Here is a 26,437-nt window from a genome sequence, read left to right on the forward strand (position 1 = left end):
TCAGCTCCTATTCGACGGTGACGGATTTGGCTAGGTTGCGTGGCTTGTCCACATCGTATCCGCGCTGGGTGGCGATCTCGGCGGCCATCATCTGGAGCGGCACGGTGGAGACCAGCGGCTGCAGTAGGCTTGAGCATTCCGGAACGCGGATGATGTGATCAGCGAAGGGCACCACTGCATCGTCACCCTCTTCTGCGATGACGATAGTGGTGGCGCCACGTGCCTGCACTTCCTTGACGTTGGAAATCATCTTGGAGTGCAGCACTGCCCTGCCCTTGGGGGACGGCATGATGACGACGATGGGCATTCCTTCGTCGATGAGGGCGATGGGGCCATGCTTGAGTTCACCAGCGGCGAAACCTTCCGCATGGATGTAGGCAAGTTCTTTGAGTTTGAGGGCACCTTCGAGCGCCACCGGGTAGCCGACATTGCGTCCGATGAAGAGGATGGTGTTGCTGCCAGCGAACTGCCGGCCAATGGTACGGATGTGGTCGGTCTGTTCGAGAACCTTCTCCACTTTGCTGGCCATTTCTTCCAGCTCGCGGTAGGTGGCGGCTACCTCATCGGGATATTTGGTACCACGGGCCTGGGCAAGGGCTAGGCCCACCAGGTAGTTGGCGATGACCTGTGCGAGGAAGGCTTTGGTGGAGGCTACCGCAATTTCGGGCCCGGCGTGGGTGTAGAGAACCGCATCGGATTCACGCGGGATTTGCGCTCCATTGGTATTGCACACTGCCAGCACTCGGGCTTTTTGGCTACGAGCGTGGCGGACGGCTTCCAGGGTGTCCGCAGTTTCGCCGGACTGGGAGATGGCCAGCACGAGGGTATCTGGGCCGAGGACAGGGTCGCGGTAGCGGAATTCGGAGGCGAGTTCGATTTCTACGGGGACGCGTGTCCAGTGCTCGATGGCATATTTGGCGAGGAGCCCTGAATGGTAGGCGGAGCCGCAGGCGACGACGAAGATCTTCTCGATCTGGCGGAGGTCGTCGTCGGAGAGCCGCTGCTCATCGAGGACGATGTGTCCGCCAATGAAGTGGCCGCGGAGAGTGTCGGCGAGTGCTTGCGGCTGTTCGGCAATTTCCTTCAGCATGAAGTAGTCGTAGCCACCTTTTTCGGCTGCGTCGAGGTCCCAGTCGATGGTAAAGGGATGGCCTTCGACAGGGTTTCCGGCGAAGTCGGTGATCTGGTAGCCATCGGCGGTGATGGTGACGACGTTGTCGTGGCCGAGTTCGACGGCTTCTCGGGTGTGTTCGATGAAGGCAGCGACGTCGGAGCCGAGGAACATTTGGTGGTCACCAACGCCGACGACGAGCGGAGTGCTCCGGCGGCAGGCTATGAGGGTTCCGGGATGATCGGCGTGGGCGATGACGAGGGTGAAGGCACCTTCGAGTTTGTTGATGACGGCCATTACGGAGGCGTGGAAGTCTCCGGCGTTGGGACCTTCGCCATAGTATTCGGCGTGTAGCAGGTGAGTGACGGTTTCGCTGTCGGTCTCGGAGGAGAATTCGACTCCGTTGGCCTCCAGTTCGGCACGTAGCGGGGCGAAGTTTTCGATGATGCCGTTGTGGACGACGGCGATCTTCTCCTGGTGGTCGACGTGGGGGTGGGCGTTGCTATCGGTGGGGCGTCCGTGGGTGGCCCAGCGGGTGTGGCCGATGCCGGTGGTAGCAGGGTATTTGTCCAGGTTGGCGGCATCTACTGCGGCAACGAGGTTGTCAAGTTTGCCGGCTTTCTTTTCGACGGCAATGCCACCGGCGCCGTCGAGGAGGGCGATGCCGGCAGAGTCGTAGCCGCGATACTCCATGCGGCGCAGCGCGTCGATGACAACACCGAGGGCGGGCTTAGACTGGCCGGGGGTGCCTACGTATCCAACGATTCCACACATACCTACACCCTACTTGGTCGGAGTCCCTAGAGTCGCCTTGAGCTGACCTGTTGCCCGCTCTTTTTTACCACTGCTGTGGATTTCGGGAGATTCTGTGGCATGTTTCCCTCAATCTCTACGTTTCTTGGGGGTGTTATTGACTAGGCTTAGGGACGTGGCTACGAAATTGAAGAAACTAGTTTCTGATCTCTCTTACATTGGTCCGAAGCGCGTGATGCGCGGCGACCTGTCCGATGCCCATCTCGAGGGTGTCGTTTTCGCTCCGACGGGACGTACTTCGGTGCCTACTGTCATTGTTATTCCTGACTGGTTAACCCCGGTGGGCGCGTACCACGAGTTGGCACGCCATCTTGCTTCGTGGGGTATGGCCTGTGTGGTGCCCAAGTTGAAGAACAATGGGCTGAATGATGCTGCTGATATGACTGAGCAAGTGGCGGCGTTGGTGCAGACCTTGCGAGGTGTGCAGTTGGGTAATGGCACAGCGCAGTTGGATGGCGACAAGGTAGCATTGTTGGGCCATGGTCTGGGTGGTGCTGTGGTGGCAGAAACTGCTGCTAAGGGTGTGCCGTTGAAGGCTGTGGTTGCCGCCTATCCAACTGAGGCGTCACCGTCTCCGCTGGAGTACACGGTTCGTGCCACAGTTCCTGCTTTGGTGATTACTCCGGAGTTCCCGCCGCTGTTGTCGGTTGATGTGTCGGAGGATTTTGCTCATTCCTGGGGCGCGTCTGTGGTGATGCGGAAGGTTCCGGGTTGTACTCGTATGGGTATGACGGGGAATAGCTTGCTGGAGCGTTTTGGTCTTTCGGAGACGAATGACAAGAAGCCTTTGCGCGCGCAGACGGCGCTGATGACCGGCTACCTGTGGTACCAGTTGACGGGCGAGAAGGATTTCAAGGGTTTTGCGGCTCTGGATTCTGACATCGCTGGGACTGAAGTGGTGCTGACGGAGCAGCAGGAGAATGATGACGCTGCTCCGAAGCGGTCGAAGCGTCCGTTCGCCCGGTTGGTTCGTTAGTTTCTTTTTCTGAGCTCAAGACATAAGTGGTGGCCCCGGTTGGGGCCACCACTTTTTTGGGAGCCTCCCCTCTCCCGATTGAGGGCACATGTTGGGAGAGAGGTGGAAAGCAACCGTCTTGGGGCTAGAGCTGATCTAGCATCTTCAGGGTCTCCGGTTCGAGCTCGATGTAGCCGGCTTTTGCAAGTTCCTTGAAGTTATGAAGGCACTCGATGATTTCTTCGGTTTCTTCTTCAGAGAATTCAAAGGGTTCATCCTCGCTGATTGGCCGAAAACAGCTTTCTACATCGTCTTCGCTAATATTTTGATGAACTTTCCGCTGGGGTTGATCGAAGAGCGACATCGCTACCACCTTCCCGCATGAGAAACATCTGAGTGAGTAAACATGCTCTCTGGCGAGACAGATTGCGGAGCTGCGACAGCTTCAGCCGAGGTAGTCTCGACAGCTGCAGTTGCTGTCCTCGATAGCTTAGCTTTGACGCCAGGGCTGTCCTCATCTGCATCGGGAGATGGAACTTTCTCCTCAACGCTCGAGTTATCGTTTCCTTGAGTAGTCGCTTCGCTGTTGAGGTCCTTAGCAGGGTGCTGCGACGCTCCGTTCCCCTTGGATTCCGCACCTTTAGTATCGGAAGTGTGAGCCTCGTCGTGACAAGAGGAATCTCCTTCAGAATCGCTCGTGTGATTGTCCGAGGCATTGTTTCCACCCTGATGGAGTTGGGCATTATCCGAGTGTTCTGTCGTCACGTATTCATCGTCACCAGAACCAACGGTGATATCAGCATGTCCATCACTGGAAATGTCGATACTAACCTCACTTTCTATGCGGAGAGTCCAACTCGGCTTTGTATCATGATGTTCCTGAGAATCAGGTTGGTCTGGAGTTTCGTTGTCCGAACGTCCTTCGCCATCTGTGCCCATGTTGTGCTCATACGCTCCACTCATCCCTGCATCGAACGAGTGCTCATGTGATCCCGAATAGGCATAACTTAAGTCATAGGGAGATCCAGGCATTGTCTGATGCCCGTAAGGAATCGGTGGGGGACTTGCCAGATCGCCGTAGAACCCTTGAGGAGTCGGCTGAGCATACGATGTGCCCACTCCAAACTGAGCGCCAGCTCCTACTCCACTCATTCCTGGATGTTCTCCAAGGAAAGCTTGCCAAAGCTGACTATGGACCATCTGAGCTCGTTGTAGCCCGGTTTGCAGATAGTTTCCTGCTGGTTGTTTAGCCGTGTGATAGGCATCTACCTGTTGGTTACCAGACTGGGAGTACTGGTCTTGCTGTTCAACACCAGTCTGAGTATTTGCGTGACGACCATCATCTGAGTATCCATAGACATTCTGATGGTTGGGAAAAGTCATCTCCTGTTGAACAGGTTGGGTAGTATGCCCGCTTCCATACTCGTAATGATGGTCATTTGAGGAAGTACGATAGTCATGCTCAACCTTTTTCATACCAGCTTGGCTATGGTGTGCACCTACCTCACCAGCTTGGACTTCCACATGGGCATTACCTTTAGCTGAGTAGCTCTGACGCTTAGCGTTACCCGTAGAGCTGTGATCTCCCATCGACTCCTTATGGTTGTACCGTTTCTCAGTTTGAAGACCAGATTCTTGAGAACCCTTCTTCTCACTAGAGTGTTCATCCGGAAGTGCAGTGCACATCGTGCTTTGTTTCCTGTGCTTCGACTGTGACTCTTGCTTTTTTAATACCGGAGGTTGTTGTGCCTTAGGCTTTTCATCACGAAGGGAGCGCAGCTTTACAGGTTTTAGTTGGTGCCCAAGGTTAGCAGGAACTTTTTCACCACGGACTAGGCACTGAACAGTAATCTCCCAGATCCGATTAAGTTCGTTACCTGCATCATCAATAAGCTTCTTAATTGCCTCAACTGCCTCACGTGCAATTGAGTGGGATGCCTGCATATCATGAAGCGCTTTGGCACCCTCGCTCTTAGCTGCATTACACCCGCGTGCAATTCCCAGCGTCGCGTCCACCAACGTATCTAAGAGAACACTGGCTGGGTTGACTAAAAATGCAAGTTTTGAGCCTTTCTCAGCCTTCACCGCCTTAGCTCCAGCTTTTAGGGCACTACCTGCAGCTTTACCCGCAGTTTTTGCCCCTAGACCCGTTCCTCCACTGACGACTGTCGATGCAATATCACCAACTGCAGTGAGCCCCTGCTTCCCTACAGCGAGAACTCCGTCGCACAACATTCCAAGGATGTTATCAATTGCAACAGGCTTCTTCGTGACTGCGATTGTCATCGCTTGGTCAGACACAAATGCCATCAATTGCTGTGACGCGTTAAGTGCCGCAGAGAAGTTATGGTCTGCTACCTCATAGATGCTTTGCCGTTGATCAGTCTGTTTGACCGTCCTCCTAAGTGAAGAACGTGCCTCATCTGCAGCCGCACCCGACCATACATCTTTTGATTCCTTGATACTGACATCGACGGTTTCGCCAGCTGTTTTCCACGCAAGTAGGCGATTCTGATATGCAGCAATCAGCGTCTCAATCTTCGTAATGTCTAGCTCAAGAACGGTAAAGTCAGGTTGGTTTAGACTAGGGACAGCGGGGAGCAATCGCCCTCGGTACAACATGCCCGGAATGAAATTCATAGTCTCCCAGGCGAAACGGATATAGTGCTCTGAACTCGCCAGGATATAGGCTTCTTTAGTCTTAGCAATATACCCGTTATAGATGCCTTGTCCATTGCTCATGGTTACATACCAGCCTTACCGAGAGCGGCACGATGCTCTGCATCTTGACCTGAAAATGCTGCAATATCAGCAACGATATGATCGGCTTTTACACGAATATTCTTATCTAACGACGTATCTTTATCGGTTTCACCAGCAGCCCAGTCGCCGAGAACACCCGTGAGGTTCTTTCGATGAGGGCCAAACATGGTGGAATCAATAAGGAGCTGATGAGACTGCATCTCAGAATCGCATCGAAGAGCAGCATCAGTGAGACGATCTGCAATAGCCCTTAAGTCGATTGCATCAAGTGTGACTTCGTCAGGCATGGCTTCCCAGTTCGTTGTAGGTACGGAGCACGAAGTTGTGCGTTTATACATATGACGCTGCGAGGCGCAGTGGGGTTCCATCACACCGGGAAAAAGTCCAGAAATAGCAAAAGGTGACGATGCTCTGCAGCATCGTCACCTTTCTCTACTGAAGGTCTACACAGACCCCACAATCTCGGCGAGGCGACCTGCCACCTGTTGAGCCTGTTCTTCCGTGGCAGCCTCCACCATGACACGTACCAGCTGTTCTGTTCCGGAGGCCCGCAACAGCACCCGCCCGGTCTCCCCCAGGTCATGCTCGGCTGCGAGTGTCGCTGCAACCACTGCGGGATCCGACGCCACCGCATCACGATCTGAGACAGCCACATTGATGAGTACCTGCGGCAGCACCGTCACCACGCTGGCGAGCTCTGCCAAACTCTGCCCGGTTGCCGCCATCCGGTCCATCAACTGCAGGCCAGTCAGCACGCCGTCACCAGTGGTCGCATAGGCGGGTAGCACAATATGCCCAGACTGTTCGCCGCCCAGACTGTAGTCTCCAGCACGCAGATCTTCCAGCACATACCGGTCTCCCACCGCTGTGCACCGCAGGTTAATACCTTCTTCTTTCATCGCCAGATGGAGCCCAAGATTGGACATTACGGTAGCCACTAGAGTGTCGTCGGCAAGTTCACCGCGCTCTTTCATCGCGATGGCCATGATTGCCATAATCTGATCGCCGTCTACCAGGTTGCCCTCTGCATCAATGGCTAGGCAGCGGTCAGCGTCTCCATCGTGGGCCAACCCGAGGTCCGCGCCGTGAGACAGCACTGCGTCGCGTAGGCTCTCCATGTGAGTGGAGCCGCAATTGTCGTTGATATTGAGGCCATTGGGCTCATTGTGAAGTGCGATGACGGTTGCGCCAGCTCGCTCATAAGCTTCCGGAGCGGCATATGAGGCAGCCCCATTGGCAGCATCAACAACAACCGTCAGACCACTCAAATGGTGGGTACGAGTGGAGAGAAGGTGCTCTAGGTAGGCTTCGTGCGCTTCTGTTTGTGCCTGGTTGATGCGCCCAATGTCACCCCCAGTCGGGGACGTCTTGTGTGTGGAGCCGAGACGCGCCTCGATCTCGTCTTCTAGCGCATCATCGAGTTTGTGGCCGCCCGCGGCAAAAAATTTGATGCCATTATCCGGCATAGGGTTATGCGAGGCCGAGATCATGACCCCAAAAGCGGCATCGCGTTGAGCTGTTTCGAAAGCTACAGCGGGGGTTGGTAACACCCCTAGGAGGTCGACGTCGACACCGCGGCTAGAGATACCCGCCGCCAATGCAGCCTCCAGCATTTCTCCCGAGATGCGCGGATCGCGCCCTAACACGACACGGGGGTGTCCAGTACCATTCACCGCATGGGCGGCGAGCACTTCCGCAGCTGCCGCTCCCAGTTGGAGAGCGAGATGCGGGGTGAGGGTGTCGTTCGCGAGACCACGAACGCCGTCGGTACCGAAAAGTCGTGCCATAGTGTGTACGTTCCTTATAGGTGTGGGTGACGGGTCACTACTGGGGAAAAATGCTGACCAGCGAAAAGGGACAGTTCTTCAGTGGGGAGGCTGTCTCTTCCCAGTAACTGCCCATTCTACTCCGTCGAGGGCTTTCGACGGGAGCAGCCTGGTTATCTGCATGCCCCTGCCAGCAGGACAGGGGGCATGCCGACTGAGCATTCCGGCGTTTGCCAGAAAGGTGTGCGACTCTCCGAAATGGGGAATGCCCCGACCTGGGCCGGGGCATTCCATACAAGCTGTTGTTGATTAACGCTTGGAGTACTGCGGGGCACGGCGAGCCTTGTGCAGACCGGCCTTCTTACGCTCGACAGCACGGGAGTCGCGGGTGAGGAATCCAGCCTTCTTGAGGGCAGGACGATCATCCGGGTTAGCGACGTTCAGGGCACGGGCGATAGCAAGACGTAGTGCGCCGGCCTGGCCGGAAGGGCCACCACCCCTGAGGTTAGCCTGAATGTCGAACTGCTCTTCGCGCTCAACGAGAACCAGCGGGGACTTCACGAGCTGCTGGTGAACCTTGTTGGGGAAGTAGTTTTCCAGGGTGCGGCCGTTCAGCACGAACTGGCCGGTGCCGGGAACCATGCGAACACGCACGACGGCTTCCTTGCGGCGACCAACCGTCTGGACCGGGTTGGAAACGGCGGCAGGGGTAACCTCTACCTCGATGCTGTCGACGGCGATGTCGGCGGTGAGCTCTTCCGCAACTTCCTGGGAAGCAGCGTCAATCACGGCGTCTTCTGCAACGACTTCGTTGTTGATGTTCTCTTCGGCCATTACTGTGCCACCTGCTTAATCTCGTAGGGAACGGGCTGCTGGGCGGTGTGGGGATGCTCGGGGCCAGCATAGACCTTGAGCTTCTTCACCATCTGACGTCCGAGAGAGTTGTGGGGGAGCATGCCCTTCACAGCCTTCTCGATGACGTATGCGGGGTTGGTGTCCAGCATGTCGCCCAGGGCGTCAGCGCGGAGACCACCCGGGTAGCCGGAGTGGCGGTACAGCTTGACCTGTTCGCGCTTGTTAGCGGAAACAGCGACCTTTTCAGCGTTGATGATGACGACAAAGTCGCCGCCATCAAAGTTGGGGGCATAGGTGGGCTTGTTCTTCCCACGGAGCAGGTTTGCGGTCTGGACAGCCAGGCGGCCCAGCACCACATCGGTGGCATCAATGACGTACCACTTGCGGTCGACGTCACCAGCCTTAGGTGCATAAGTAGACAAAGCGACTTCCTCGTCTCTTCGAAACTGCCGGCCACAGAGTGTTTTTCAGATCGTTGACAGCGGCCGGTTGAGACCTGTCAGGATACTTGTCCCCTGCCTTTGCGGGGCGGGCGACGTGAAGAAACACCGGTGGTCAATACTACCAGCTCATAGTGGTAGACAAAAATTAAGGGAGGCTCTGCCGACCAGCGGTAATGGCTGAAGCAGAGCCTCCATGAAAGTAGAGTTTAGCTGCGATGTTATTACATCCAGGAGGCGGCAGCGCGACGGTTGGTGTCGTTCATGGCATCGTTACCCTGGCCGACGATCACACCGATGCGGTCGAGAACCTGGTTGAGTTCTTCCTGTGCGCGATCCCACTTCTGCTGCTGGGCCTGGTAAGCATCAGCTGCTTCACCTTCCCAGGTCGACACCATGGGAGCAAGATAAGCTTTGAGGTCACCCAGGGCAGTGTTGAGGCGAGAAGCAGCCTGGGCGATGTCCATGCGGCTGACCTCGATGGAAGCGAAGTCGTAACGAATGGTATCCACTTGCATCTCCTTTAGATGTTAAGGGTGTTGAGCTGAGCCAGGTGGTCATCCTGGGAAGCCTGGTAAGCAACGCTGTTGGCACGGATGGTCTCGGCGATGCTGTTAAGGGACTCGTTGAGGTGCCGGCCTGCATCCTGCCAACGAACCATAAGCTGGTCGAACGCCATCTTGGCGGAACCCTGCCAGGCTGCATCCAGGGACCCCAGACGCATCTGCAGGCCATTCATCTCCTGCTGAACGTGCTGTGCGATATCAACAACATGATTGGCCGCAGTCGCCATAGTGTCAGTCTGCGTATTAAGAGCAACCATGTTCACTCCTTCAACTATTAGAAAGTGGTGTCCTAGCCACACCCTCAACGGCTGCGGCTATATTGTCGTTTAATATGACGCCGCTAAGGGCAGCAGGGTTCCATCGGTTCGACAAAACTTTAAGAAACTCGAATTCCATTGAGAATTTCCTGGCAGAGCTTATGGGCCTTCTGCTCCGTCATGTCCTCACGCACCCGATACTGGCAGGCCAGTGAGTACGCATAGCGTTCCGTATAGAAGACCACCCAATCCGCCCAGGACACGTCACCAGTAATTTCCCGGTAGCTCAGCGCCACCGACGGCACCCACCCATTAGTGGGCCACTGGTAGGTACTTACCCACGGCTTTATGGCGGCCGTCGGATCAGACAGATGGCGTTGCAGAGAATCCCGCAGGTGATGATCAGGATCCTGTTTCAACGTCAACAACATCCGTAGATCCGGTTCATTCACCGGGGAAATAATCGTCCGCCATTGCTCATGGGTATTGAGATCCACGACCGGCGGGGAATCGTGCGACACCATCCATGCCCCCGGCAGCGCCAACATGCCTCCGGGGAAAGTAATCACCTGCGCCGGATCCACGGAGCGAATACCCTGCCGCCCATACGCATCCTCAGGACGTTTTTCGGTACCAAACGCCCCCGCCAGCACCATCGATAGCATTGCTATTACCGTCATAATGATCACTGCGTAATCGGTGCGAGTTGGTTTCCGGAAACGCTTCTTCCGCAATGCTGCTTTGCGGGCGAGCAGTACATCTCGCTGGTGTTCTGCATTGGCGCGCCACTTCCGCTCTTTGAAGATCACCCACATATCGGTGGGACTGAGGCGGTAGGAGACGACACCCGCGGCACGAAGGGTTTCACACGCCAGCTCGCACGCATGAGTTTCGAGACTGGGAGGACCGGTTAGCACCAGGACGTCACAGTCACGGCGCAGATCGTGCACCATTAGACGTGCGGTGGAGGCAATGGCCTGCGCCCACTCAATAGCTTGCCCTTGTTGGTCCGGTTCGTTCTCCTGCACCACAGGGGCGAACCCCATACCGGGGTAGAGAGTGGTGGAGAACCGCCGTGCATCGCGGGTCCTTACCAGTGTGAACGTAGCGTTCAGCTGCGTGCACTCGATAACGAGCAGGAATCGTGGGAGGCACTCGGCGGCATCAATCTTGACCCACTCGGTGGCTATCTGCCAGGCCGGGTAGACAAGCGTCTCTTGCTGGCACAGACGGGCCAAGGCGCGCCGTCGTGGTATCCCCCATGTACTGGGAGCAACCACCAGATGGTCCTCGTCAATAGGACCAGGGAAATACTCGTCAAGGGGCGAGTACCCGTGGTCGATGTTGATGGCATCGTTCATCTCATCTGCAGTGAGGGTGAGGAACTGGTTGTTGCGAACAACTGTATTACCCCAAATACCTGTAAAAGTCGTCATTCAGCATTCTCCTCTACCGGGAGGTAGGCCAACTGCACCACCTGGTGCTTACCCTGGCTATTAATCACGTCTGTACGACCCTCAGGCAGTGCACGGGCCTTGCGACCACCGGCAATGGTGCCTTCCTCAGAAGTACCGTTCATCACGAAAACGGTGGGATGCAATTCGCGGATACGCGACATGATGGGTTCGAAGGAGGTACGGGAGAAACCAGTGCAGCGGCGTGCAACCACCATGTGCAGGCCAATGTCTCGCCCGTACGGCAGAAGTTCGAGAAGCCCCAGCAGAGGGTTACCAGAACTGGTAGCCACCAGATCATAATCATCCACAATGAGGAAAATGTCCGGACCCTCCCACCAGCTACGGTCACGCAGCGTCTGCGGGTCGTTCACACCAGCCGGCATGCGGGATTCCAGCAGTGGCGTCAGCTGCGCGATGAAGTCCTGCACATCCTGCTTAGTGGAGGCGTAACCGGCCAGATGGCTGGATGGGCACTCACCGAGCAGCTGGCGACGGTAATCGACCACCAGCATCTTCGCTTCGGTGGCGGGGATATTCTCCGCGATACGGTGAACGATGATACGGAGCAACGTTGATTTGCCGGAGGAGTCACCCACCACAAGGATGTTCTCCTCCTGCCCCGTATCGATAACAAATTCACCTAAGCTGTCGCCCTCAATACCCAGTGGGATGCGGTAGCCGTGCTTGCCAGAGGCGGTGACGGGTCCCAGTTCCCCGGCGGAGACTATTCGTGGTAGGAGTGCCAATGGGGTTACCGGAGCGTCCTGCGACCACTGTGTGGCGATAGCACGCAGGCCTTTCTCATCTTGTAGTGCGAAGAGGAAATGGAGACCATCTGGGGTCATACCGCGGCCTGGCAGCGCCGGAACTTTTTCTGCATTCTTGCGGCCTAGGACAGAGTCTGCGGGATCGCCCAAGCGCAGCTCCCACCGGGTGGTAAGGGAGTCACGCAGAGCGGCACGGACATCTGCCCAGCGAGATGCGGCGAGAACGAGGTGAATATTGTACGAGAGGCCTTCCCGTACCAGCTGCCGCACCTTCTCCTCGATCTCCATAGTGTTCTCGACGAGAGCTGCCCAACCGTCAATGAACAACACAATATGTTGATCGATGGGGGCACCGGCCATCCGATTTCGCAGTTCTTGCCTGATCTCTGCGAAGGTACGCTCCATGATTTCGTCATTTTGCGTTGAGCAGACAGAGGCACACTGCGGGAGTATCCGCAGCCGTGCAAGCACTCCACCACCAGCGTCAACAGCGTACATCTTGAGTGTCGCCGGAGAGTTCTCCTGGGCGAGAGCGCTCGCAATGGTAACGAGTGCCTGCGACTTTCCAGTCTGTGTGGTCCCGACGATGAGAGCGTGGTTGAGCGTGGGAAGCGAAACACGCATAGACGTGCGTATCTGCTCTGCTGGTACATCAACGAGACCGACAATGCCTCGGTGGGACAGTTCGTCCATGGTTGTTCCCACAGCGGCACCGATCGCCAACTCTGCACATTCGGCGGCACTCGCGTACAGAGGTAGCGGCGGCAGCCACACCTGGTGGGCTCGTGGCACATTAGAGGGGAAGCTGTTGAGCAGCACATGGAAAATAGTGCGTTCTTCCCCGTCACTGTCGGTGAGCTGGGCAGGTTCGTCGTCTTCCTCTCCTTCAACAGCCATCGGCACCGGCTGACGCGTTTCAATAGACCACCCAAAAGGATTTCCCACCAATGGTTTTGATCCATAAATCTGGAGGTAGTTATCTGCTTCGGTAAGGATCTCTTGCGTGGTGCGTACCCGTCGTTGCGACCGCCTCTTGAGAGTGCCTGAAACGTAGAAAGCCCGGAATTTCTGCAGCGTGTCGGTGCCATCCAGGAGATATCCGGCACCTGGCTGCTGCGGCAGGTTGAAGGCATCCGGAGTACCGATAACGGAACGGGACTCGACCACTGAGAAGGTCTTCAGGGCGATGCGATAGGACAAGTGGGATTCCAGACCACGCAGTTTGCCGGCATCAATACGCTGTGATGCGAGCAGCAGATGTACGTGCAGCGAACGACCCAGACGGCCGATCTGAACAAAGAGCTCCGCGAACTCAGGGCGCTCCGCCAACAGTTCAGAGAATTCATCCACAATGATCAGGAGAGCGGGGAGATGCGGAAAACGATCCGTATCCACCTGTCCACGCGAGCGAGCCTTGACATACTCGTCAATGTTCGCGAAGCCGCCGGCGGCGTGGAGGATCTCCTGGCGACGTCGTAGTTCGCCTTCTAACGCAGCGTACATACGCTCAACTGCCAGGGTGTCATCTGACAGGTTGGTGATGAGTGCTGCTACGTGAGGCGCTCCAGAAATGCCGGAGAAAGTTGCGCCACCTTTAAAATCGACAAGAACCACGTTAACTTGTTCGGGGCTATGTGACCCGATGAGGCCGACTACCAGGGTGCGCAGCAGTTCCGATTTACCGGAGCCCGTCGCGCCAATACAGAGGCCATGCGGCCCCATACCGCCCTGTGCCGATTCTTTGAGGTCAAGGTAGACCGAACGTCCGTCGTCATTCAGACCGATGGGAACACGGAGCCGATCTCGACCCACTTTCAAGGCCCAGTCTCGTTCTGGCAGGAAGTTCTCTACCGATCCCATTCCCAACAGTTCAAAAAGATCAGCAGCCGGCTTATCCCCATCGACGTCATCCCCACCGTCCTCGGCGGCACTCCCCGCAGTGGTATACCCAGCGAGCCGCCACGCAATGGCCGCCGCTACGGAGGGAGTCAGTTGGTCAGCAGTACCGAGAGGACAGGATTCTCCATGGAACCACACATGCACGACACCCTCATCATCAACCTCCAAGTGAAGACCCGTCTCGGTATGTTCCGTCTCCGGGAGAATGGCGAGGATATGAGGAAAGTAAGAACCGTAGGCGTTGACGAACTCGATGTTATCAGCAATAAGGAGCGTCGTCCCCTGCTGGGGAACGTCTTCACGCAGGTCAAAAGGCTGGTGGAGAAGGTTAAAGGGGTAGAGTTCACAGTCTGAGCGGCGGACGGTGTGAGGTAACCACTTCAACAGTTCTGGCCATTGGGGATCCCGGCAGGCCAATATGACATGACAGTCCTCGGGATGGTGGGTAAGGAAGAACGTCATCAACATGGCGCGAAAGAGGCTGTCGGCTTTGCCTTTCTCCCCACTCACCACACAGCGGCTAAATCCGCGCACACTCACCACAATGGGCATGTCGTCGATGGTGTTAGCAGTACGGGAGAACAGTCGCAGCGCACTCACTGAGACCGGTTCCAGATCTTCCTCCCGCGGCAACTCCGGAAAAACAAAATGATCGTCGGTGGAGACGGAACCACTTCCAACCCGGAAGCAGAGGAAGGAGTCATCATCCTGCCGCACATTCCACAGGTAGTGCTCGTTAAGGTAGGCACGATAGCGCTCTGGGGGAGGGAAGCGCAGCGTCTCCTCATTGCGAATCAGGCCGTGGAATTCCTCCCGATCCTCATCCAAATCCGCCAAATAGCGCAGATACTCCTGCCGCCGGCGGGCAATTTCTTGCATCGCATTGCCGCCACCCAAGCTGGTGGAGATCATGGTGCCGGCGGAAGCCAGCATCATGACGGGGAACATCAGCATCATCGGGCTCATCCGGCCACCGGACTTCGCCATCCAAATAACGGAACCCAACACGCCCACCACCATGACAAGCGGCATAAGCTTCGGCAGCAATGGCTGCGATCCCGAGGTGGGGATCTCCGGCGCAAGTTCAACGTCAACTGAGAGAACCTCGTCGCTGGTGCGTTCCGGCAGTTCACGACTATGGAAAAAGCGGGTTGCTCCAGCGCGGAAGCCAACGAGCCCGTGCACACCCCGCGGTTTCTTGTTCGCGGATCCGTCGGCTCCGGAAGGAGCGAAAGTAGCAGGGGAGGCAGCAGCATGTTCCCGAACGGCTGTGGCCGAATCGGGGAGCTGCGCAGGTGAAGACATCTCAGGCACGAGTCGAAAGTTCCCTTATATGTCCGTGTGTGAAAACTTCTAACGGCCCGATGGTAGGAACTTACCTCCCCACGTGGGACTGCTACATTTATCAAAACCTTTTTTCTAAGACGAAAAACCGACGTCTATCTGCAGAAATAGTGCGAAAAAAGTTTGTTAAAGAGAAAGTAACGCATCCGCTACGGGGCACTAACAGCTATTGATAGGGAGCTAACAGTATGCCTGGGGTCGCTCCCCGGCACCCACCACCATCGTCCGGGACGATAAGGAGACCATCGTGGTCGCGCTCCGCGTTATCGTGCACACCCCCTATGAGCGGGTAGCTCTCTCTATCCCCTCGACCCTCTATCCTTCAGAAGCCACCTTCTTTGTGCAATTTCTTCTCCAGCAGCACCACAGCTTGGACCCAGTTGGCACCGACTCTCCCCACTACGTTGATGTCGTGAGCTCCTCCCCCTGGCAGCTGGCCCACCTCACCAACGGGGTACTGCGAGAAGACCGAAGTCTCTCCGACAATGGGATCCGTGACGGCGACGTCCTCCTCTTCGAACGAGACCTCACCCCAGAACCCGTTACCACCTCCGCAATCACCAGCGGTCCACAGTCACTTACCAACAAAGAACGGCTCAACGAACTGCAACAAACAAGTCGCTACATAAGCCTCGGTACCGTCGCTCTGTGGGTACTCGGATGCATCATTGCTGCGGCTTTCCCCAGCTGGTGGAGCTTTGGCGGCGTGTTCAGTAGCCTCGCACTCCTCTTCGCCTTCACTATGCTCGTCATCTTCCGACGGGGACGGGACGACGCCCCCCTCCTAGGATGGTCTGCACTCACCATGGCGGGGGCAGGAGGCATGGCCCTGCCCGGCGCCAGCTTTGACCTCAGTTGGCCCACTCGTATCCTCATCGCCGTCAGCTGTATCGTCGTCACCTTGTTGTTCTGTCACCTCATCGGCACCACTTCGCTCAAACAAGAGCCTTTCGCAGCCTTACTGGCCGTTCTCGTCCTCCTTATGGTGGGTCTCACCCTGGTCGAATATGCGCGAATACCGGCACACAGCATCGCTGCCGGGGGAATGATTCTGGCCGCTATTCTGCTGCTTGCTGCCCCACGTCTAGCACTCTGGATGGCCCGGGTGAAGATTCCGCTGACGGCACTCATCGATGTGGATCTACCGCTCCTTCCCCAGGCAGCCATTGATGCAGCCCTCGACAAGAAGATTCAACGTGCACGCTGGCTGCAAGCGGTCCTCACCCTCACCGGGGCGTTCTTAAGTGTCGTCTGCACTGTTCCCCTGTTGGGTTGGCCTTGGTCCGCCCCTTATGATCCGCCTAACCCCTGGCAGTGGATTCTCCTTGTCCTGCTTGTGGTAAGCCTGCTCAGCGCCGCACTCCACACCGTCTACCGCACCCAGGTGGGGTGGATTTTGGGAACGCTGCTGGCCATCACTGCCCTGGTAGCCGTCCTAGTCGCCGCCATGACGCTCCCCCTCGTCGGGCTCGTCCTTGTGGTCGTCTGTTTGCTTATCGTCAGTTCGCTGTGGCTCTGGGCGGCCCAATGGAACCTCACCCCCATTGCCCAAAAGATTCTTGAAGTCATCGAATCGGTACTTCTCGCCATCATCTTCCCCATTGGCATCGTGGCAACCGGCCTAGTGTCTCTCCTCCTCACCCTCTAGCTAGCCGCGGGAGCCGGTAGTTCACCTCAAGAGGCAACCCACTGGCCCCCTCCCCTCTCTTCCCCGTTATACGCCGTGGAGTCTCCGACTGCCCCACCCGTCAGAATGCGAGAGAATGTCCCCTTCCCGACTCACCCCAGCCGCTCTGCTCGCGACCAGCCTCATCCTTAGCAGCGGCATTGCTGCCCCCTCCCACGCCGAGAATTACCATGCCCCCGTGGTCGATAGCTCCCTGTTACCCAGTGGATCCCTCCACGTGCGGGTAGCCCAAACGTCCCCCTGCGTCACCCCTATCGCCTCTCCTAATCTGGCAGGCCACATGCGCACCCAACAGTTCCATCCGTTGGTCAATGCGCGGCCAATCTGGCCCCTCACCAAAGGCGAGGGACAAACTGTCGCCATTATCGACACCGGTATCAACCCCAACGGGCGGCTCCACAACCTCCAAGGCCTCGGAGACTTCGACACCCACCAAAACGGCCTCCACGACTGCGATGAACACGGCACTTTTGTGGCTGGTGTACTAGCCGCCCAACCCGCCGACGACGGTTTCGCCGGTATCGCACCTGGCGTGCGTATCCTCTCCATCCGGCAAACCTCCGGGCACTACGGGGTCTTCCCCGACCCGCCCCGAAACATGCCACCTCAGCTGCGTCAACACTACCAAGAGCGCCCCGAAGATAGCCCGGGCAACGTCGTTACCCTGGCGAAAGCCGTCCGAATGGCAGCCGACGCGGGCGCCACCGTCATCAACATCTCCCAGGCAGCCTGCCGCCCCTTCGGCATGGACCTCGGTGACGGGCCCCTAGGCGCCGCCCTCCAGTATGCGGTACAGGTACGGGACACTGTCGTTGTCACCGCAGCCGGCAACCTCACCCAGACCTGCCGTGCCCAGAACGTCATCCACACCGTCACCTCCGCTGCCGTCCCACAGTCGGATGTTGTTACCGTCGTCTCCCCCGCCCGCTTCGACGATCTCGTCCTCACTGTCGGTTCAGTTGCGCAAGACGGACGTCCCTCCGAATTCTCTATCGCCGGCCCATGGGTAGACATTGCCGCCCCTGGGGAGGAAATCGTCTCTGTTAGCACACACGGCCTCGTCGATGCCGTGCGCACCGAAGACGGGCAGATCAACGAACTACGGGGAACGAGCTTCGCAACTCCCTTCGTCAGCGGTGTCGTGGCACTTGTGCGGTCCCAACACCCCGACTGGAACGCCTACACCGTGATGGAGCACGTTAAGCGCACAGCCCGTCCCGTCGCTGGTGGGCGGAACACACAGCTGGGGTACGGCATTGTTGACCCTATTGCAGCAGTCTCAATCACCAGCACAGTGGCGCAAGGCAGCAGCCAAGGGCTGCCCTTCCGGGAACGCACAACAGCCGTTCACCACACTGTATTCTCTGCCATCCTGGGAAGCTTTGCAGCAGCCGGCCTGCTCTTCGGAATTAGCCGGTGGCGGCAACGTTACCGCTCGAACCAGACTTAGCTAAATAAGGACCGGTGCTCAGCTGGGAAATCATTGCCCAAGGCAGCGGCATAGCTTCCGCCCCCAAACCCAACGTCTCCAGGGTCTCCCGCTGGGTACCGAACCGAATACCATCATCCCCCACAACCCACACGTCTGCCTGTCGTTGGGCTGCCTCCTCCGACTCGTCCAATGCTGACTGCACAGCACCACCACCCACCAAAGGTGCCGCAAAACCCACCACCGTCCGCCGACCCACCAGCAGGAAAGCATCAACTCGGTCGCCATCATTATCCTGCTGCACCAAATCAGTGGCTTGCTTCCACTCCTTATTGAGATCACCCGCGCGCAGCGAAAGACGCGGCTCTGCTTCTCCCGACTTCACACGCCACACGGCACACAGAGACGTCTCCCCTATATCTGTCGGCAACTTACTGGGCTTAATACTGGGCATTTCTACCAGAGAGTTCAGGAGAGCACCCGACACAATACGGGCACCCTTCCGCACAGCATCGCTCCGCGTCATCCCCCTCACCTCCCGCCGGTACCCCTGCTCCAGCAGCCACACATCCTCATCGTGCACCGCCAGCATGGATACGGGGCGAAGCTTGTCCAGCGCTGAGTCCGTCACCGCTCCCATCAGCATGGTCGACCGCACTTTGAAGAACCTGTCCGTGGTGGGCTCCGCGTAGTCACACATCGCCCATGTTTGGCCGTTGTCCCCCACCCGGCCGGCGTCGTCGGGGAGCGCACGTGGCCCCTGCCCGATGCCCAACGGAACACCCTGCGGCACCTTGGAAATGTCTTTATCGGTGACCATCGTGGGGTTGACGGCTTTCCCTAACACCAGACGAGCCGCCGCAATACCCGAGACGGGATGCAGACGACCGTCCTTTATGAGATACATCTGCCCAGAATTTTTACTGAGAACAAGATCGTTTCCAGCCACGCCTCGCGACGGTGAAATCAGGGCGACAACACCCACTACTACAAGCACCAAAACCATCAGGATGACACCCGCAATAAGAGACTTTGACCTGCGCGACGGGACATCCTCATCCCATCTCCACGACTGGTCCGGCATCCCTGCTTGCAGGTGCTTGATGATGAAGCTGTAGGCGTTAATACGTGCCCGAGATTGTTCCTGGCCCATAAAGTAGCTCTCCCACGGTTAGCGATCGACCAGTACCATACAGATCGTTCCGTCCCTTGGGGAATGCTACTTTGCGCGCAGAAGGGTAGATATGATCACCACAAGCACTACAAATATTTCTGTGTCCTCGGCAAATAGCGAGCAGAATGAGGTCGCAACACGTCTTGCAAATGGTGAGCATTGTCTGGGCTGGGCACTGCGCCTCCAACCCACGTCGGAACACTGCTACCGCGAGTCCGTCTCCCTCGAAATCCAGCACATTCTGCGCCATCACCCCAACGCCCTCCTCACCGTCCTCACCCTTTACAATCGCACCCTCTATGGCGGCAACAACAGCAGTTCCCAGCTCACCTGGGAAGACCAAGACGTCCAGATCTCCATCAGCTACCGGCATCCCTCCCCCACAGATCTGCTCACCCATTCCACCGCTCTCGACGACCTCCAACACACCATGCGGGACCACCGTAAAGCGGTTTTCACCTGGGCCCACCATACACACTGGCACGCCTCCTCCCTGCCCTGGGAAAAAACTCTGCAAACCGCTCGTGAATGGGAAAACGTGGGAACCTTCCACCACCCCCCAACACTCCGCACCAACACCTACCAGCTAGGCTCTTACGCCCCCACCACCACTGAGTCCCCTAAACTCCGCATTGCCAACCGCGTCTGGTGGGATGATGTATCCCAATGCTTCATGGTGACAGAATGCTCCTACCACGACTTCAGCGTGGCACCCGACTACGAGAATGGCCCACTGGAGATGTCCCATCAGCTCATTCGCAACCATTGCCCGTGCCGACACTGGATCCTCCCCACTCCTCTCAGCAGCATCCTCATCGGTGTCGATGACGGAAGCACCCCCACAGCCGTCAACCTTCAGTTTGGTAACCGCATGGCGATGGTGCACGCCTACGATGAAGCCAGCGCCACCTGGCACCCGTTGCTCTTCAACACGTGTCTACGGGCTGCCGCCGCCGGTCTCCGCGCCTACGTCGCCACACACAACCCCGAACCGTGGATCAAACTGCGTACCTATGTGGGGCGCCAACAGCTCACGTTCCTGGAAGACGCCCACGAGGACCAGTATCCCCGCCAGCTCCTCTTCTGGGACTACCCAGAACCGCCCACCTACGATGTGATGAATCGCTATTCCTCTGTCGGTACGGTGGTGTGGACGCGTCTCGAATCCATAGCGCAGTGCGCAACTCTCTTCCCAACCTACGTGGTCGAGTGTCTGTGGCCGGATACCCCCCAACACCATGTGGAGCGATACACCGGGGTGCTGCATCGCCACGGCGACAAACGCCATATCCGCTGTGTCGCTGACCGTCCACAGTAGAAAGCGAGCCTGCAGCGAGAGTCACTAACCCTGGCGGCGGGAGAGACCGCCAGGGAACCCGGCTATAGAGGGCATCCCAATGAGGTCGTGTTGTTATCGAAACACCACCAGCGGCACAGACGGCACCGGCGTTACCGGGTTCCACACTTTCGCAGCCCTAGCCCGCAACTGTAGATCTACCCCATCGGCTACCTGTTGTTCTTTCTCTACCTCCAGGCGGCAAGGTACTGGCTGGGGTTAGGCGGTTCACCAATCTGACGATGCTCCAGGCGGAACGTGACCACGGAGGTTGTCGGCTGGGTTTTCCACATCTTGGCGGCAAAGGCGCGCAGCCGTTCATTAATCCCCTGCGAGACACTCTCCTGGGTGGCAACATCTGGTTTATCGCACCAGACGGAGAAGGCGCCGCCAGTGATCCAACTGGGACTGGGTTCCGGCCAGTATTGCCGCTTCTCCTGACTGTGGAAGATGGTTGTTCCGATACGCTGCGGGAACACACCTGGCGTCCAAGAGTAGATCTTGCTGACGGACGGCTTCAGATAATAGCCCTGACCGGGGGTAGTCAGCGTGTAGTAGAGGTAGTCGCCATTAAAATTGATGATTTTGTGGCCGTGGCGGCGGATCTCTGCCACCGACTGCCAGGTTTTGAACCACACGGACCAGTACGTGATGGTCATGCGCGGGTCGAGATACTCGGTAGTGCCGTCCCAGTAGAGGGCGTCATTCCAGGCACGGATATCTGTCTTCCCTAGCGAGCGCAGATAGTTGTTGATCTGATTGAGAAAGTAGGTGTATCCATCCAAGATGGTTGCGGAGGTACCGGCCTTGGCGTACTGCCGTGCGTAGGCCAGTAGCTGGGGGAAGTTCTGCCCCATTTGGTTGAGGGTGTTGTCCAGGTTGAAGACTTCGTCGCCGCCCAGATGCCAGGTTGTGGAGGGGAATAAGACGGCGTATTCCGAGATTAGGCTCTTGATGAAGGCCATCGCCTTGGGATCGGCATAGTTGAGGATCTTCTGCCCTTCGGGGGTTTGCGACGCACGGTACTGCGGGAAGTGGCTGAGGATCGCTTTCATATGTCCCGGCACGTCGAATGCCGGCACAATCTCAACATGGTAACGCTGTGCGTACGCAATGATATCCCGCAGCTGCGCTTTAGTGATGTACTGCTTCGACATGAGCTGCGGATACTGGGTGGATTCGAGCCGGAACCCCTCATTTTCAGAGAAGTGGTACTGGAGCTCATTAAGTTTGACGTAGCTCATCCGCCGGATTTGTTCTTTGAACCATTCCGGGGAGAAATACTTCCGTCCGGCATCCACATGGAAAATACGGTGCGGTTTGGACGGCCAGTCAACAACCACACCAGCCGGGGCGCTCCCTTGTGCAGCAAGGCTCTGTAGCAGCGTCCGGGTACCGTAGAACAATCCTTGTGTCGTGGGGGCTTGGATCTCTGCCCACACACCTAACTGTATGCGGTACCCTTCAGCTGCACGTACGCCGGTAATCCCCAGGGCTGGCATCTGCCGCAACACGATGTCACCGCGTCGATAGTGAGTACTGAAAACGACGGGGAGGCGTTTCACGCCCTTCCACCCGTAGACGAGGGGAAGCTCCTGGGCCACCAGCTGGGCATCTCGCAGCACTACGTGAGGGGTCCCTGGTGCGAGCACAATACGGGACTTTTCCGTGGCGTAGAACGGGAGGCTACCGATGCGTGGAGTGTAGCGCTGTACCTCGGGGATAGAGGTGAAAGTGGTGAGCTGAGTGGCACGATCGAGACACGAGGTCTTGCGAGTGGCTCGGTGGACTGTGGTTCCTACCGCTGCGGTAGCGGTGGTATCGGTGGCCGGGGCGGCATGTGCCGTCACGGAGCTAGTGGTGATGAGTCCCGTTAGCAGTGCCAGGGCACTCGTCAAAGACATGGCTTTACGCCAGAAAGTTACACGCAGAAAGTTTCCCATAGCCCAAGTTTATGGGTTTAATCGCACTCGCAGGCCTCTCTCATGCCACGAGTTTGCCGCTGCCGCGCCGCCAACTCACTATCGGCGGGATAGTCGACTTGGTACAGGCAGAGACCGTGTGCATCCGCTACCGGAACCTGTGAGTTGCGTGATCCGGGCCCCAATAAGGAGGCAGGCCAATCGACGGGTTTCCGCCCGTCGCCTACCAGAAACAGTGCCCCCACCAAGCTTCGCACCATGGACCAACAGAACGCATCGGCAGTCACATAGGCCTCGAGTACTGGGCCGAGAGTTTCGTCGCGCCACTCCCAGTCGAATCGTTGCAGGTCCCGAATGGTCGTGGAGCCTTCGCGATAGCGGCAGAAGGCAGAAAAGTCGTTAAGCCCGAGCAGGCGTTGACTTGCCTCTTGCATCCGCGCGCGGTCAAGCGGGCGATGCCAGGAGGCGGTATCGCGTGCTCGCAGTGGGTTTGCGCCGAAAGGCTGGTTGGCGACTCTATACACGTAGTGCCGGCGGAGGGCAGAGAAGCGGGCATCGAATTCAGCGGGGGTTTCGACCACACTGCTGATGGTGACGTCTGGGGGAAGCAGGCGGGCGACGCGTCGTACTAGCCGCTGCGGATCGCCAGCAAGTGAGCGGGTAGCCAGGCGATCCCGCGGGATGTCGACGTGGGCTACCTGACCGGTGGCGTGGACGCCGGCGTCGGTCCGCCCTGCCACGGTGAGGTGGAGGGGGCTTTGCAGCACCAGTTCCAGAGCTTGGGTGATTTCTCCACAGACGGTGCGCTGATCTGGTTGGATGGCCCATCCGGAGAAGTCGGTACCGTCATAGGCGATGTCGAGACGCAGCCGCATGATGTTATCCATACTCCTCCTGTCGATCGAGTTGCGGATGGGTGGCGCGCACTGATGGTCTATCACCCGCATCTGGTCTGCACACCTAGATAGTTTGCGCACACATATGGTAACGATAGTAATCCACCCCCGTACTGCGCAGCGACGGGGGTGGCGGGATTGGAGTGTCTAGCTAAAGGCTAGTGCGGTAGGCGCCGGGCTCATCTGCCAGGAGGGGTTTGGTGGGCGACTGGCCGAAACCGCGGTAATCCATCACGGGGCTTTCCGGCTTCACATATTCCTTGACGAGGAGGGAGCCGATGCCCATCAGCAGAGCGACCAGGCCGACCGTGCTGAACGTGCTCTTAGCCATAATGTTTATCCTTCCGATTTCACCGAGTTTCACTAGGAATACTACTCAAAATCGCCTTCGTGGGAGCTATGTTCGGCCGAGTTTTCCATCCGGTTTGTGGGGCAGTGGGGAAACGTGATGACAAAGGCAAAAAAGTGCCCCTGCTCTATAGAACAGGGGCACTTTTCATGATGATGTCGAGGTAGAGATACCCCGCGCAACAGCGGAAGCTTTAGTACTACTACTTCTGCTGGGACTTGGGCTTCTCGTAGCCGGCAGCCTCTGCATCTTCTTCAGTAGCGAACCAAATTTCAGCAATGGTGCGGTCGTAGAAGCTAGAGCCCGGAACGTGGTACTTCTTGGAGTTGGCGTTGCCCTTGATGGGGAAGCCTTCCGGAGCCTCGTTCGGATCCTCAAGCGGTGCGTGGGCACCGGCGGGGAGCTCGGTCTCAGCAGCGTCAGCAGCGGGAGCAGCCTCAGCGGTCTTCTCCTCGGCAGCGGCCTGGTCTGCGTTCTGCTTCGCAGCCTTTTCCTCATCCGCCTTCTTGGAGGCGGCGACGCGGGTGGCGCGAGAGGCTTCTGCAGCAGCGGTGGACTCGGTTACGAGGGAGATCTGCGCCATGGGGGCATTGTCACCCTTGCGGTTCTCGAGCTTGATAATGCGGGTGTAACCACCGTTACGCTCAGCAAACATGGGGCCGATTTCTTCGAAAAGCGTAGCCAGAACGTCCTTGTTACGGATGATCTTGGCGGCGTTGCGGCGGGCGGCAAGGGAACCGTCCTTGGCCTTGGTGATGAGCTTTTCGGCGTAGGGGCGAAGGTTCTTGGCCTTCGTCTCAGTGGTGGTGATTACACCATGCTCGAACAGCTGGGAGGCCATGTTGGCCAGGATCTTTTCCTGGTGGGAGGCCGAGCCGCCGAGTCGGTTACCCTTCTTGGGTTTTGGCATGATTTTCTCCTGTTAAGGGGTTGGCGAGACTAAAGCTGTTCGGTCTCGGAGTAAGCGTCAGCACCCCAGCCGTTGTCGTCCTGGTCGTAGCCATCCAGCATCGTGGTATCGAAGTTGGGGTCGGCATCCTTGAGGGTGAGCCCCAGCTCAGCAAGCTTGAGCTGAACTTCCACGATGGACTTCTGACCGAAGTTACGGATATCCAGCAGGTCGGATTCCGTGCGGGCAACCAGTTCACCAACGGTGTGGATGCCTTCGCGCTTCAGGCAGTTGTAGGAACGGACGGTGAGATCGAGATCGTCGATCGGCATGGAGTACGCCGCAATGTGATCGTGTTCAACGGGGGAAGGCCCAAGCTCGATACCTTCGGCTTCGGTGTTGAGCTCACGGCACAAGCCGAAGAGTTCAACCAGGGTGGTACCGGCGGAAGCAAGTGCATCGCGGGCGGCGATGGAGTTCTTGGTCTCCACGTCGATAACCAGCTTGTCGAAGTCGGTACGCTGCTCAACGCGGGTGGCCTCAACCTTGTAGGACACCTTCAGCACCGGAGAGTAGATAGCGTCCATGGGGATGCGACCAATCTCGACACCCTGCACCTTGGTGTCGGGAGCAGGCACGTAGCCGCGACCGCGCTCAACGACCAACTCCATGTCCAGCTTGCCTTTTTCAGACAGGGTGGCGATATGGAGGTCAGGGTTGTGGATGGTGACGCCGGCGGACGGAACGATGTCCGCACCGGTAACCTCACCCGGCCCCTGCTTGCGCAGGTACATGGTGACGGGCTCGTCATCCTCGGAAGACACAACGAGGTGCTTCAGATTCAGGATGATTTCCGTAACGTCTTCTGTCACACCATTAATGGTGGAGAACTCGTGGAGGACACCATCGATGCGAACGGACGTGACAGCTGCACCCGGAATAGAGGACAGCAGGGCACGGCGCAGCGAGTTACCAATGGTGTAGCCGAAACCAGGCTCAAGGGGTTCGATGGTGAAGCGCGAGCGGCTTTCGGTGACGAACTCCTCGTGGAGGGTGGGGCGCTGAGAGATCAGCATGGGGGTTTTCTCCTTACGGGCGACCGCTATATGACGCCCATTGAGGGATGATCACTAATGCGATCGGATTACTTCGAGTAGAGCTCGACGATGAGCTGTTCCTGAACAGGAACGTCGATCTGGGCGCGCTCGGGCAGCTGGTGCACGAGGACGCGGAGGTTCGACGGAACAACCTGCAGCCAGCCCGGAACGGGACGGTCGCCAAGGTTATCCATGGCATCCTGGAACGGCAGCATCTCCAGCGACTTGGGGCGCACGTCGATGATGTCGTACTGGGACACACGGTAGCTCGGGATGGTCACCTTCTGGTCGTTGACCAGGAAGTGACCGTGGCTAACTAGCTGGCGGGCCTGGCGGCGGGTGCGAGCCAGACCAGCACGGTACACAACGTTGTCAAGGCGAGACTCGAGAATCTGCAGGAGGTTCTCACCGGTCTTGCCAGGACGACGGTTAGCTTCTTCGTAGTAGCGACGGAATTGACGCTCGAGAACGCCGTAGGTGTAGCGGGCCTTCTGCTTTTCCTGGAGCTGAACGAGATATTCAGATTCCTTGACACGGTTGCGGCCATGCTGACCCGGGGCGTACGGGCGGCGCTCGAACGCTACGTCTCCACCGACAAGGTCAACCTTGAGGCGGCGGGACTTCTTAGTGATAGGTCCAGTGTAACGAGCCATGATTTATCTATC

General features: G+C 57.7%; 22 protein-coding genes. 4 read left to right on the forward strand and 18 right to left on the reverse strand.

Annotated features, from left to right (window positions below; all coding sequences use genetic code 11):
• Window positions 1-7: 7 nt before the first annotated feature.
• Complete coding sequence (gene glmS, locus IY73_RS02610; protein WP_053978785.1) at window positions 8-1,885, reverse strand: glutamine--fructose-6-phosphate transaminase (isomerizing); 1,878 nt, start codon at window positions 1,883-1,885, stop codon at window positions 8-10.
• A gap of 154 nt (window positions 1,886-2,039) precedes the next feature.
• Here glmS and IY73_RS02615 point away from each other — a divergent pair, with 154 nt between their 5' ends.
• Complete coding sequence (locus IY73_RS02615) at window positions 2,040-2,900, forward strand: dienelactone hydrolase family protein (RefSeq protein WP_053978786.1); 861 nt, start codon at window positions 2,040-2,042, stop codon at window positions 2,898-2,900.
• 124 nt (window positions 2,901-3,024) lie between these two features.
• Here IY73_RS02615 and IY73_RS02620 read toward each other — a convergent pair whose 3' ends face one another.
• The 10 genes from IY73_RS02620 to eccCa form a co-directional block, all read right to left on the reverse strand.
• Window positions 3,025-3,243 (reverse strand): hypothetical protein, encoded by a 219-nt coding sequence (locus tag IY73_RS02620; protein WP_053978787.1) that lies wholly within the window; start codon window positions 3,241-3,243, stop codon window positions 3,025-3,027.
• Between the two features lie 2 nt (window positions 3,244-3,245).
• Window positions 3,246-5,621, reverse strand: a complete 2,376-nt coding sequence (locus tag IY73_RS02625; RefSeq protein ID WP_053978788.1) for a hypothetical protein — start codon at window positions 5,619-5,621, stop codon at window positions 3,246-3,248.
• Between the two features lie 2 nt (window positions 5,622-5,623).
• Complete coding sequence (locus tag IY73_RS02630) at window positions 5,624-5,929, reverse strand: hypothetical protein (protein ID WP_053978789.1); 306 nt, start codon at window positions 5,927-5,929, stop codon at window positions 5,624-5,626.
• Between the two features lie 156 nt (window positions 5,930-6,085).
• The gene (gene glmM, locus IY73_RS02635; RefSeq protein ID WP_053978790.1) at window positions 6,086-7,429 is read right to left on the reverse strand and encodes a phosphoglucosamine mutase; all 1,344 of its coding nucleotides are present in this window, start codon (window positions 7,427-7,429) and stop codon (window positions 6,086-6,088) included.
• Between the two features lie 288 nt (window positions 7,430-7,717).
• On the reverse strand, window positions 7,718-8,242 hold the full coding sequence (gene rpsI, locus IY73_RS02640; RefSeq protein ID WP_053978791.1) for a 30S ribosomal protein S9: 525 nt from the start codon (window positions 8,240-8,242) through the stop codon (window positions 7,718-7,720).
• Window positions 8,242-8,685 (reverse strand): 50S ribosomal protein L13, encoded by a 444-nt coding sequence (gene rplM, locus IY73_RS02645; protein ID WP_053978792.1) that lies wholly within the window; start codon window positions 8,683-8,685, stop codon window positions 8,242-8,244. The genes rpsI and rplM overlap by 1 nt, the downstream gene beginning before the upstream one ends.
• A gap of 242 nt (window positions 8,686-8,927) precedes the next feature.
• Window positions 8,928-9,215 carry a WXG100 family type VII secretion target gene (locus IY73_RS02650; RefSeq protein WP_096334786.1) on the reverse strand — a complete coding sequence of 96 codons (288 nt, stop codon included), beginning with the start codon at window positions 9,213-9,215 and terminating at the stop codon, window positions 8,928-8,930.
• Between the two features lie 11 nt (window positions 9,216-9,226).
• Window positions 9,227-9,526, reverse strand: a complete 300-nt coding sequence (locus IY73_RS02655) for a WXG100 family type VII secretion target (protein WP_053978794.1) — start codon at window positions 9,524-9,526, stop codon at window positions 9,227-9,229.
• A gap of 119 nt (window positions 9,527-9,645) precedes the next feature.
• Window positions 9,646-10,962, reverse strand: a complete 1,317-nt coding sequence (locus tag IY73_RS02660) for a hypothetical protein (RefSeq protein ID WP_053978795.1) — start codon at window positions 10,960-10,962, stop codon at window positions 9,646-9,648.
• Window positions 10,959-14,954 carry a type VII secretion protein EccCa gene (gene eccCa / locus IY73_RS02665; protein ID WP_237025137.1) on the reverse strand — a complete coding sequence of 1,332 codons (3,996 nt, stop codon included), beginning with the start codon at window positions 14,952-14,954 and terminating at the stop codon, window positions 10,959-10,961. Before eccCa ends, IY73_RS02660 begins: the two co-directional genes overlap by 4 nt.
• 286 nt (window positions 14,955-15,240) lie before the next feature.
• On the opposite strand from eccCa, the gene IY73_RS02670 reads away from it, so the two are divergent.
• Window positions 15,241-16,641, forward strand: a complete 1,401-nt coding sequence (locus IY73_RS02670; protein WP_053978797.1) for a DUF4231 domain-containing protein — start codon at window positions 15,241-15,243, stop codon at window positions 16,639-16,641.
• Between the two features lie 115 nt (window positions 16,642-16,756).
• Window positions 16,757-18,130 (forward strand): type VII secretion-associated serine protease mycosin, encoded by a 1,374-nt coding sequence (gene mycP, locus IY73_RS02675; protein WP_053978798.1) that lies wholly within the window; start codon window positions 16,757-16,759, stop codon window positions 18,128-18,130.
• Here mycP and IY73_RS02680 read toward each other — a convergent pair.
• Entirely contained in the window at window positions 18,090-19,262 is a 1,173-nt protein-coding gene (locus tag IY73_RS02680) for a type VII secretion protein EccB (RefSeq protein ID WP_053978799.1), read from the reverse strand. The two genes, mycP and IY73_RS02680, sit on opposite strands and share 41 nt — an antisense overlap.
• 91 nt (window positions 19,263-19,353) lie before the next feature.
• Between IY73_RS02680 and IY73_RS02685 the strand changes: the two genes are divergently transcribed.
• Window positions 19,354-20,601 (forward strand): hypothetical protein, encoded by a 1,248-nt coding sequence (locus IY73_RS02685; RefSeq protein ID WP_053978800.1) that lies wholly within the window; start codon window positions 19,354-19,356, stop codon window positions 20,599-20,601.
• A gap of 206 nt (window positions 20,602-20,807) precedes the next feature.
• Here the strand turns inward: IY73_RS02685 and IY73_RS02690 are convergent, their stop codons facing one another.
• The 6 genes from IY73_RS02690 to rpsD all read right to left on the reverse strand — a co-directional run bounded on the left by IY73_RS02690 (window position 20,808) and on the right by rpsD (window position 26,425).
• Window positions 20,808-22,562: a beta-N-acetylhexosaminidase gene (locus tag IY73_RS02690; protein WP_053978801.1), complete on the reverse strand. Its 1,755-nt coding sequence runs from the start codon at window positions 22,560-22,562 to the stop codon at window positions 20,808-20,810.
• A 17-nt stretch (window positions 22,563-22,579) separates the two neighbouring features.
• The gene (gene truA, locus IY73_RS02695) at window positions 22,580-23,428 is read right to left on the reverse strand and encodes a tRNA pseudouridine(38-40) synthase TruA (protein WP_237023757.1); all 849 of its coding nucleotides are present in this window, start codon (window positions 23,426-23,428) and stop codon (window positions 22,580-22,582) included.
• A gap of 160 nt (window positions 23,429-23,588) precedes the next feature.
• Window positions 23,589-23,768 carry a hypothetical protein gene (locus tag IY73_RS02700; protein WP_053961724.1) on the reverse strand — a complete coding sequence of 60 codons (180 nt, stop codon included), beginning with the start codon at window positions 23,766-23,768 and terminating at the stop codon, window positions 23,589-23,591.
• A gap of 220 nt (window positions 23,769-23,988) precedes the next feature.
• Window positions 23,989-24,696: a 50S ribosomal protein L17, sunset domain variant gene (rplQ, locus tag IY73_RS02705; RefSeq protein WP_053961725.1), complete on the reverse strand. Its 708-nt coding sequence runs from the start codon at window positions 24,694-24,696 to the stop codon at window positions 23,989-23,991.
• Window positions 24,697-24,725: 29 nt separating this feature from the next.
• The gene (locus tag IY73_RS02710; RefSeq protein ID WP_053961726.1) at window positions 24,726-25,751 is read right to left on the reverse strand and encodes a DNA-directed RNA polymerase subunit alpha; all 1,026 of its coding nucleotides are present in this window, start codon (window positions 25,749-25,751) and stop codon (window positions 24,726-24,728) included.
• Window positions 25,752-25,819: 68 nt separating this feature from the next.
• Window positions 25,820-26,425 carry a 30S ribosomal protein S4 gene (gene rpsD, locus IY73_RS02715; protein ID WP_053961727.1) on the reverse strand — a complete coding sequence of 202 codons (606 nt, stop codon included), beginning with the start codon at window positions 26,423-26,425 and terminating at the stop codon, window positions 25,820-25,822.
• Between the last annotated feature and the right edge of the window lie 12 nt (window positions 26,426-26,437).

The sequence above is a fragment of the Lawsonella clevelandensis genome (genome assembly GCF_001293125.1).
Lineage (GTDB): Bacteria > Actinomycetota > Actinomycetes > Mycobacteriales > Mycobacteriaceae > Lawsonella > Lawsonella clevelandensis.

What these genes read in the sequence shown, in the direction of transcription:
- glmS (WP_053978785.1), bottom strand. Translation starts at nt 1,885, where the DNA reads ATGTGTGGAATCGTTGGATACGTAGGCACCCCCGGCCAGTCTAAGCCC.
- IY73_RS02620 (WP_053978787.1), bottom strand. Translation starts at nt 3,243, where the DNA reads ATGTCGCTCTTCGATCAACCCCAGCGGAAAGTTCATCAAAATATTAGC.
- IY73_RS02625 (WP_053978788.1), bottom strand. Translation starts at nt 5,621, where the DNA reads ATGAGCAATGGACAAGGCATCTATAACGGGTATATTGCTAAGACTAAA.
- IY73_RS02630 (WP_053978789.1), bottom strand. Translation starts at nt 5,929, where the DNA reads ATGCCTGACGAAGTCACACTTGATGCAATCGACTTAAGGGCTATTGCA.
- glmM (WP_053978790.1), bottom strand. Translation starts at nt 7,429, where the DNA reads ATGGCACGACTTTTCGGTACCGACGGCGTTCGTGGTCTCGCGAACGAC.
- rpsI (WP_053978791.1), bottom strand. Translation starts at nt 8,242, where the DNA reads ATGGCCGAAGAGAACATCAACAACGAAGTCGTTGCAGAAGACGCCGTG.
- IY73_RS02655 (WP_053978794.1), bottom strand. Translation starts at nt 9,526, where the DNA reads ATGGTTGCTCTTAATACGCAGACTGACACTATGGCGACTGCGGCCAAT.
- IY73_RS02660 (WP_053978795.1), bottom strand. Translation starts at nt 10,962, where the DNA reads ATGACGACTTTTACAGGTATTTGGGGTAATACAGTTGTTCGCAACAAC.
- eccCa (WP_237025137.1), bottom strand. Translation starts at nt 14,954, where the DNA reads ATGTCTTCACCTGCGCAGCTCCCCGATTCGGCCACAGCCGTTCGGGAA.
- mycP (WP_053978798.1), top strand. Translation starts at nt 16,757, where the DNA reads ATGTCCCCTTCCCGACTCACCCCAGCCGCTCTGCTCGCGACCAGCCTC.
- IY73_RS02680 (WP_053978799.1), bottom strand. Translation starts at nt 19,262, where the DNA reads ATGGGCCAGGAACAATCTCGGGCACGTATTAACGCCTACAGCTTCATC.
- IY73_RS02685 (WP_053978800.1), top strand. Translation starts at nt 19,354, where the DNA reads ATGATCACCACAAGCACTACAAATATTTCTGTGTCCTCGGCAAATAGC.
- IY73_RS02690 (WP_053978801.1), bottom strand. Translation starts at nt 22,562, where the DNA reads ATGGGAAACTTTCTGCGTGTAACTTTCTGGCGTAAAGCCATGTCTTTG.
- truA (WP_237023757.1), bottom strand. Translation starts at nt 23,428, where the DNA reads ATGGATAACATCATGCGGCTGCGTCTCGACATCGCCTATGACGGTACC.
- IY73_RS02700 (WP_053961724.1), bottom strand. Translation starts at nt 23,768, where the DNA reads ATGGCTAAGAGCACGTTCAGCACGGTCGGCCTGGTCGCTCTGCTGATG.
- rplQ (WP_053961725.1), bottom strand. Translation starts at nt 24,696, where the DNA reads ATGCCAAAACCCAAGAAGGGTAACCGACTCGGCGGCTCGGCCTCCCAC.
- IY73_RS02710 (WP_053961726.1), bottom strand. Translation starts at nt 25,751, where the DNA reads ATGCTGATCTCTCAGCGCCCCACCCTCCACGAGGAGTTCGTCACCGAA.
- rpsD (WP_053961727.1), bottom strand. Translation starts at nt 26,425, where the DNA reads ATGGCTCGTTACACTGGACCTATCACTAAGAAGTCCCGCCGCCTCAAG.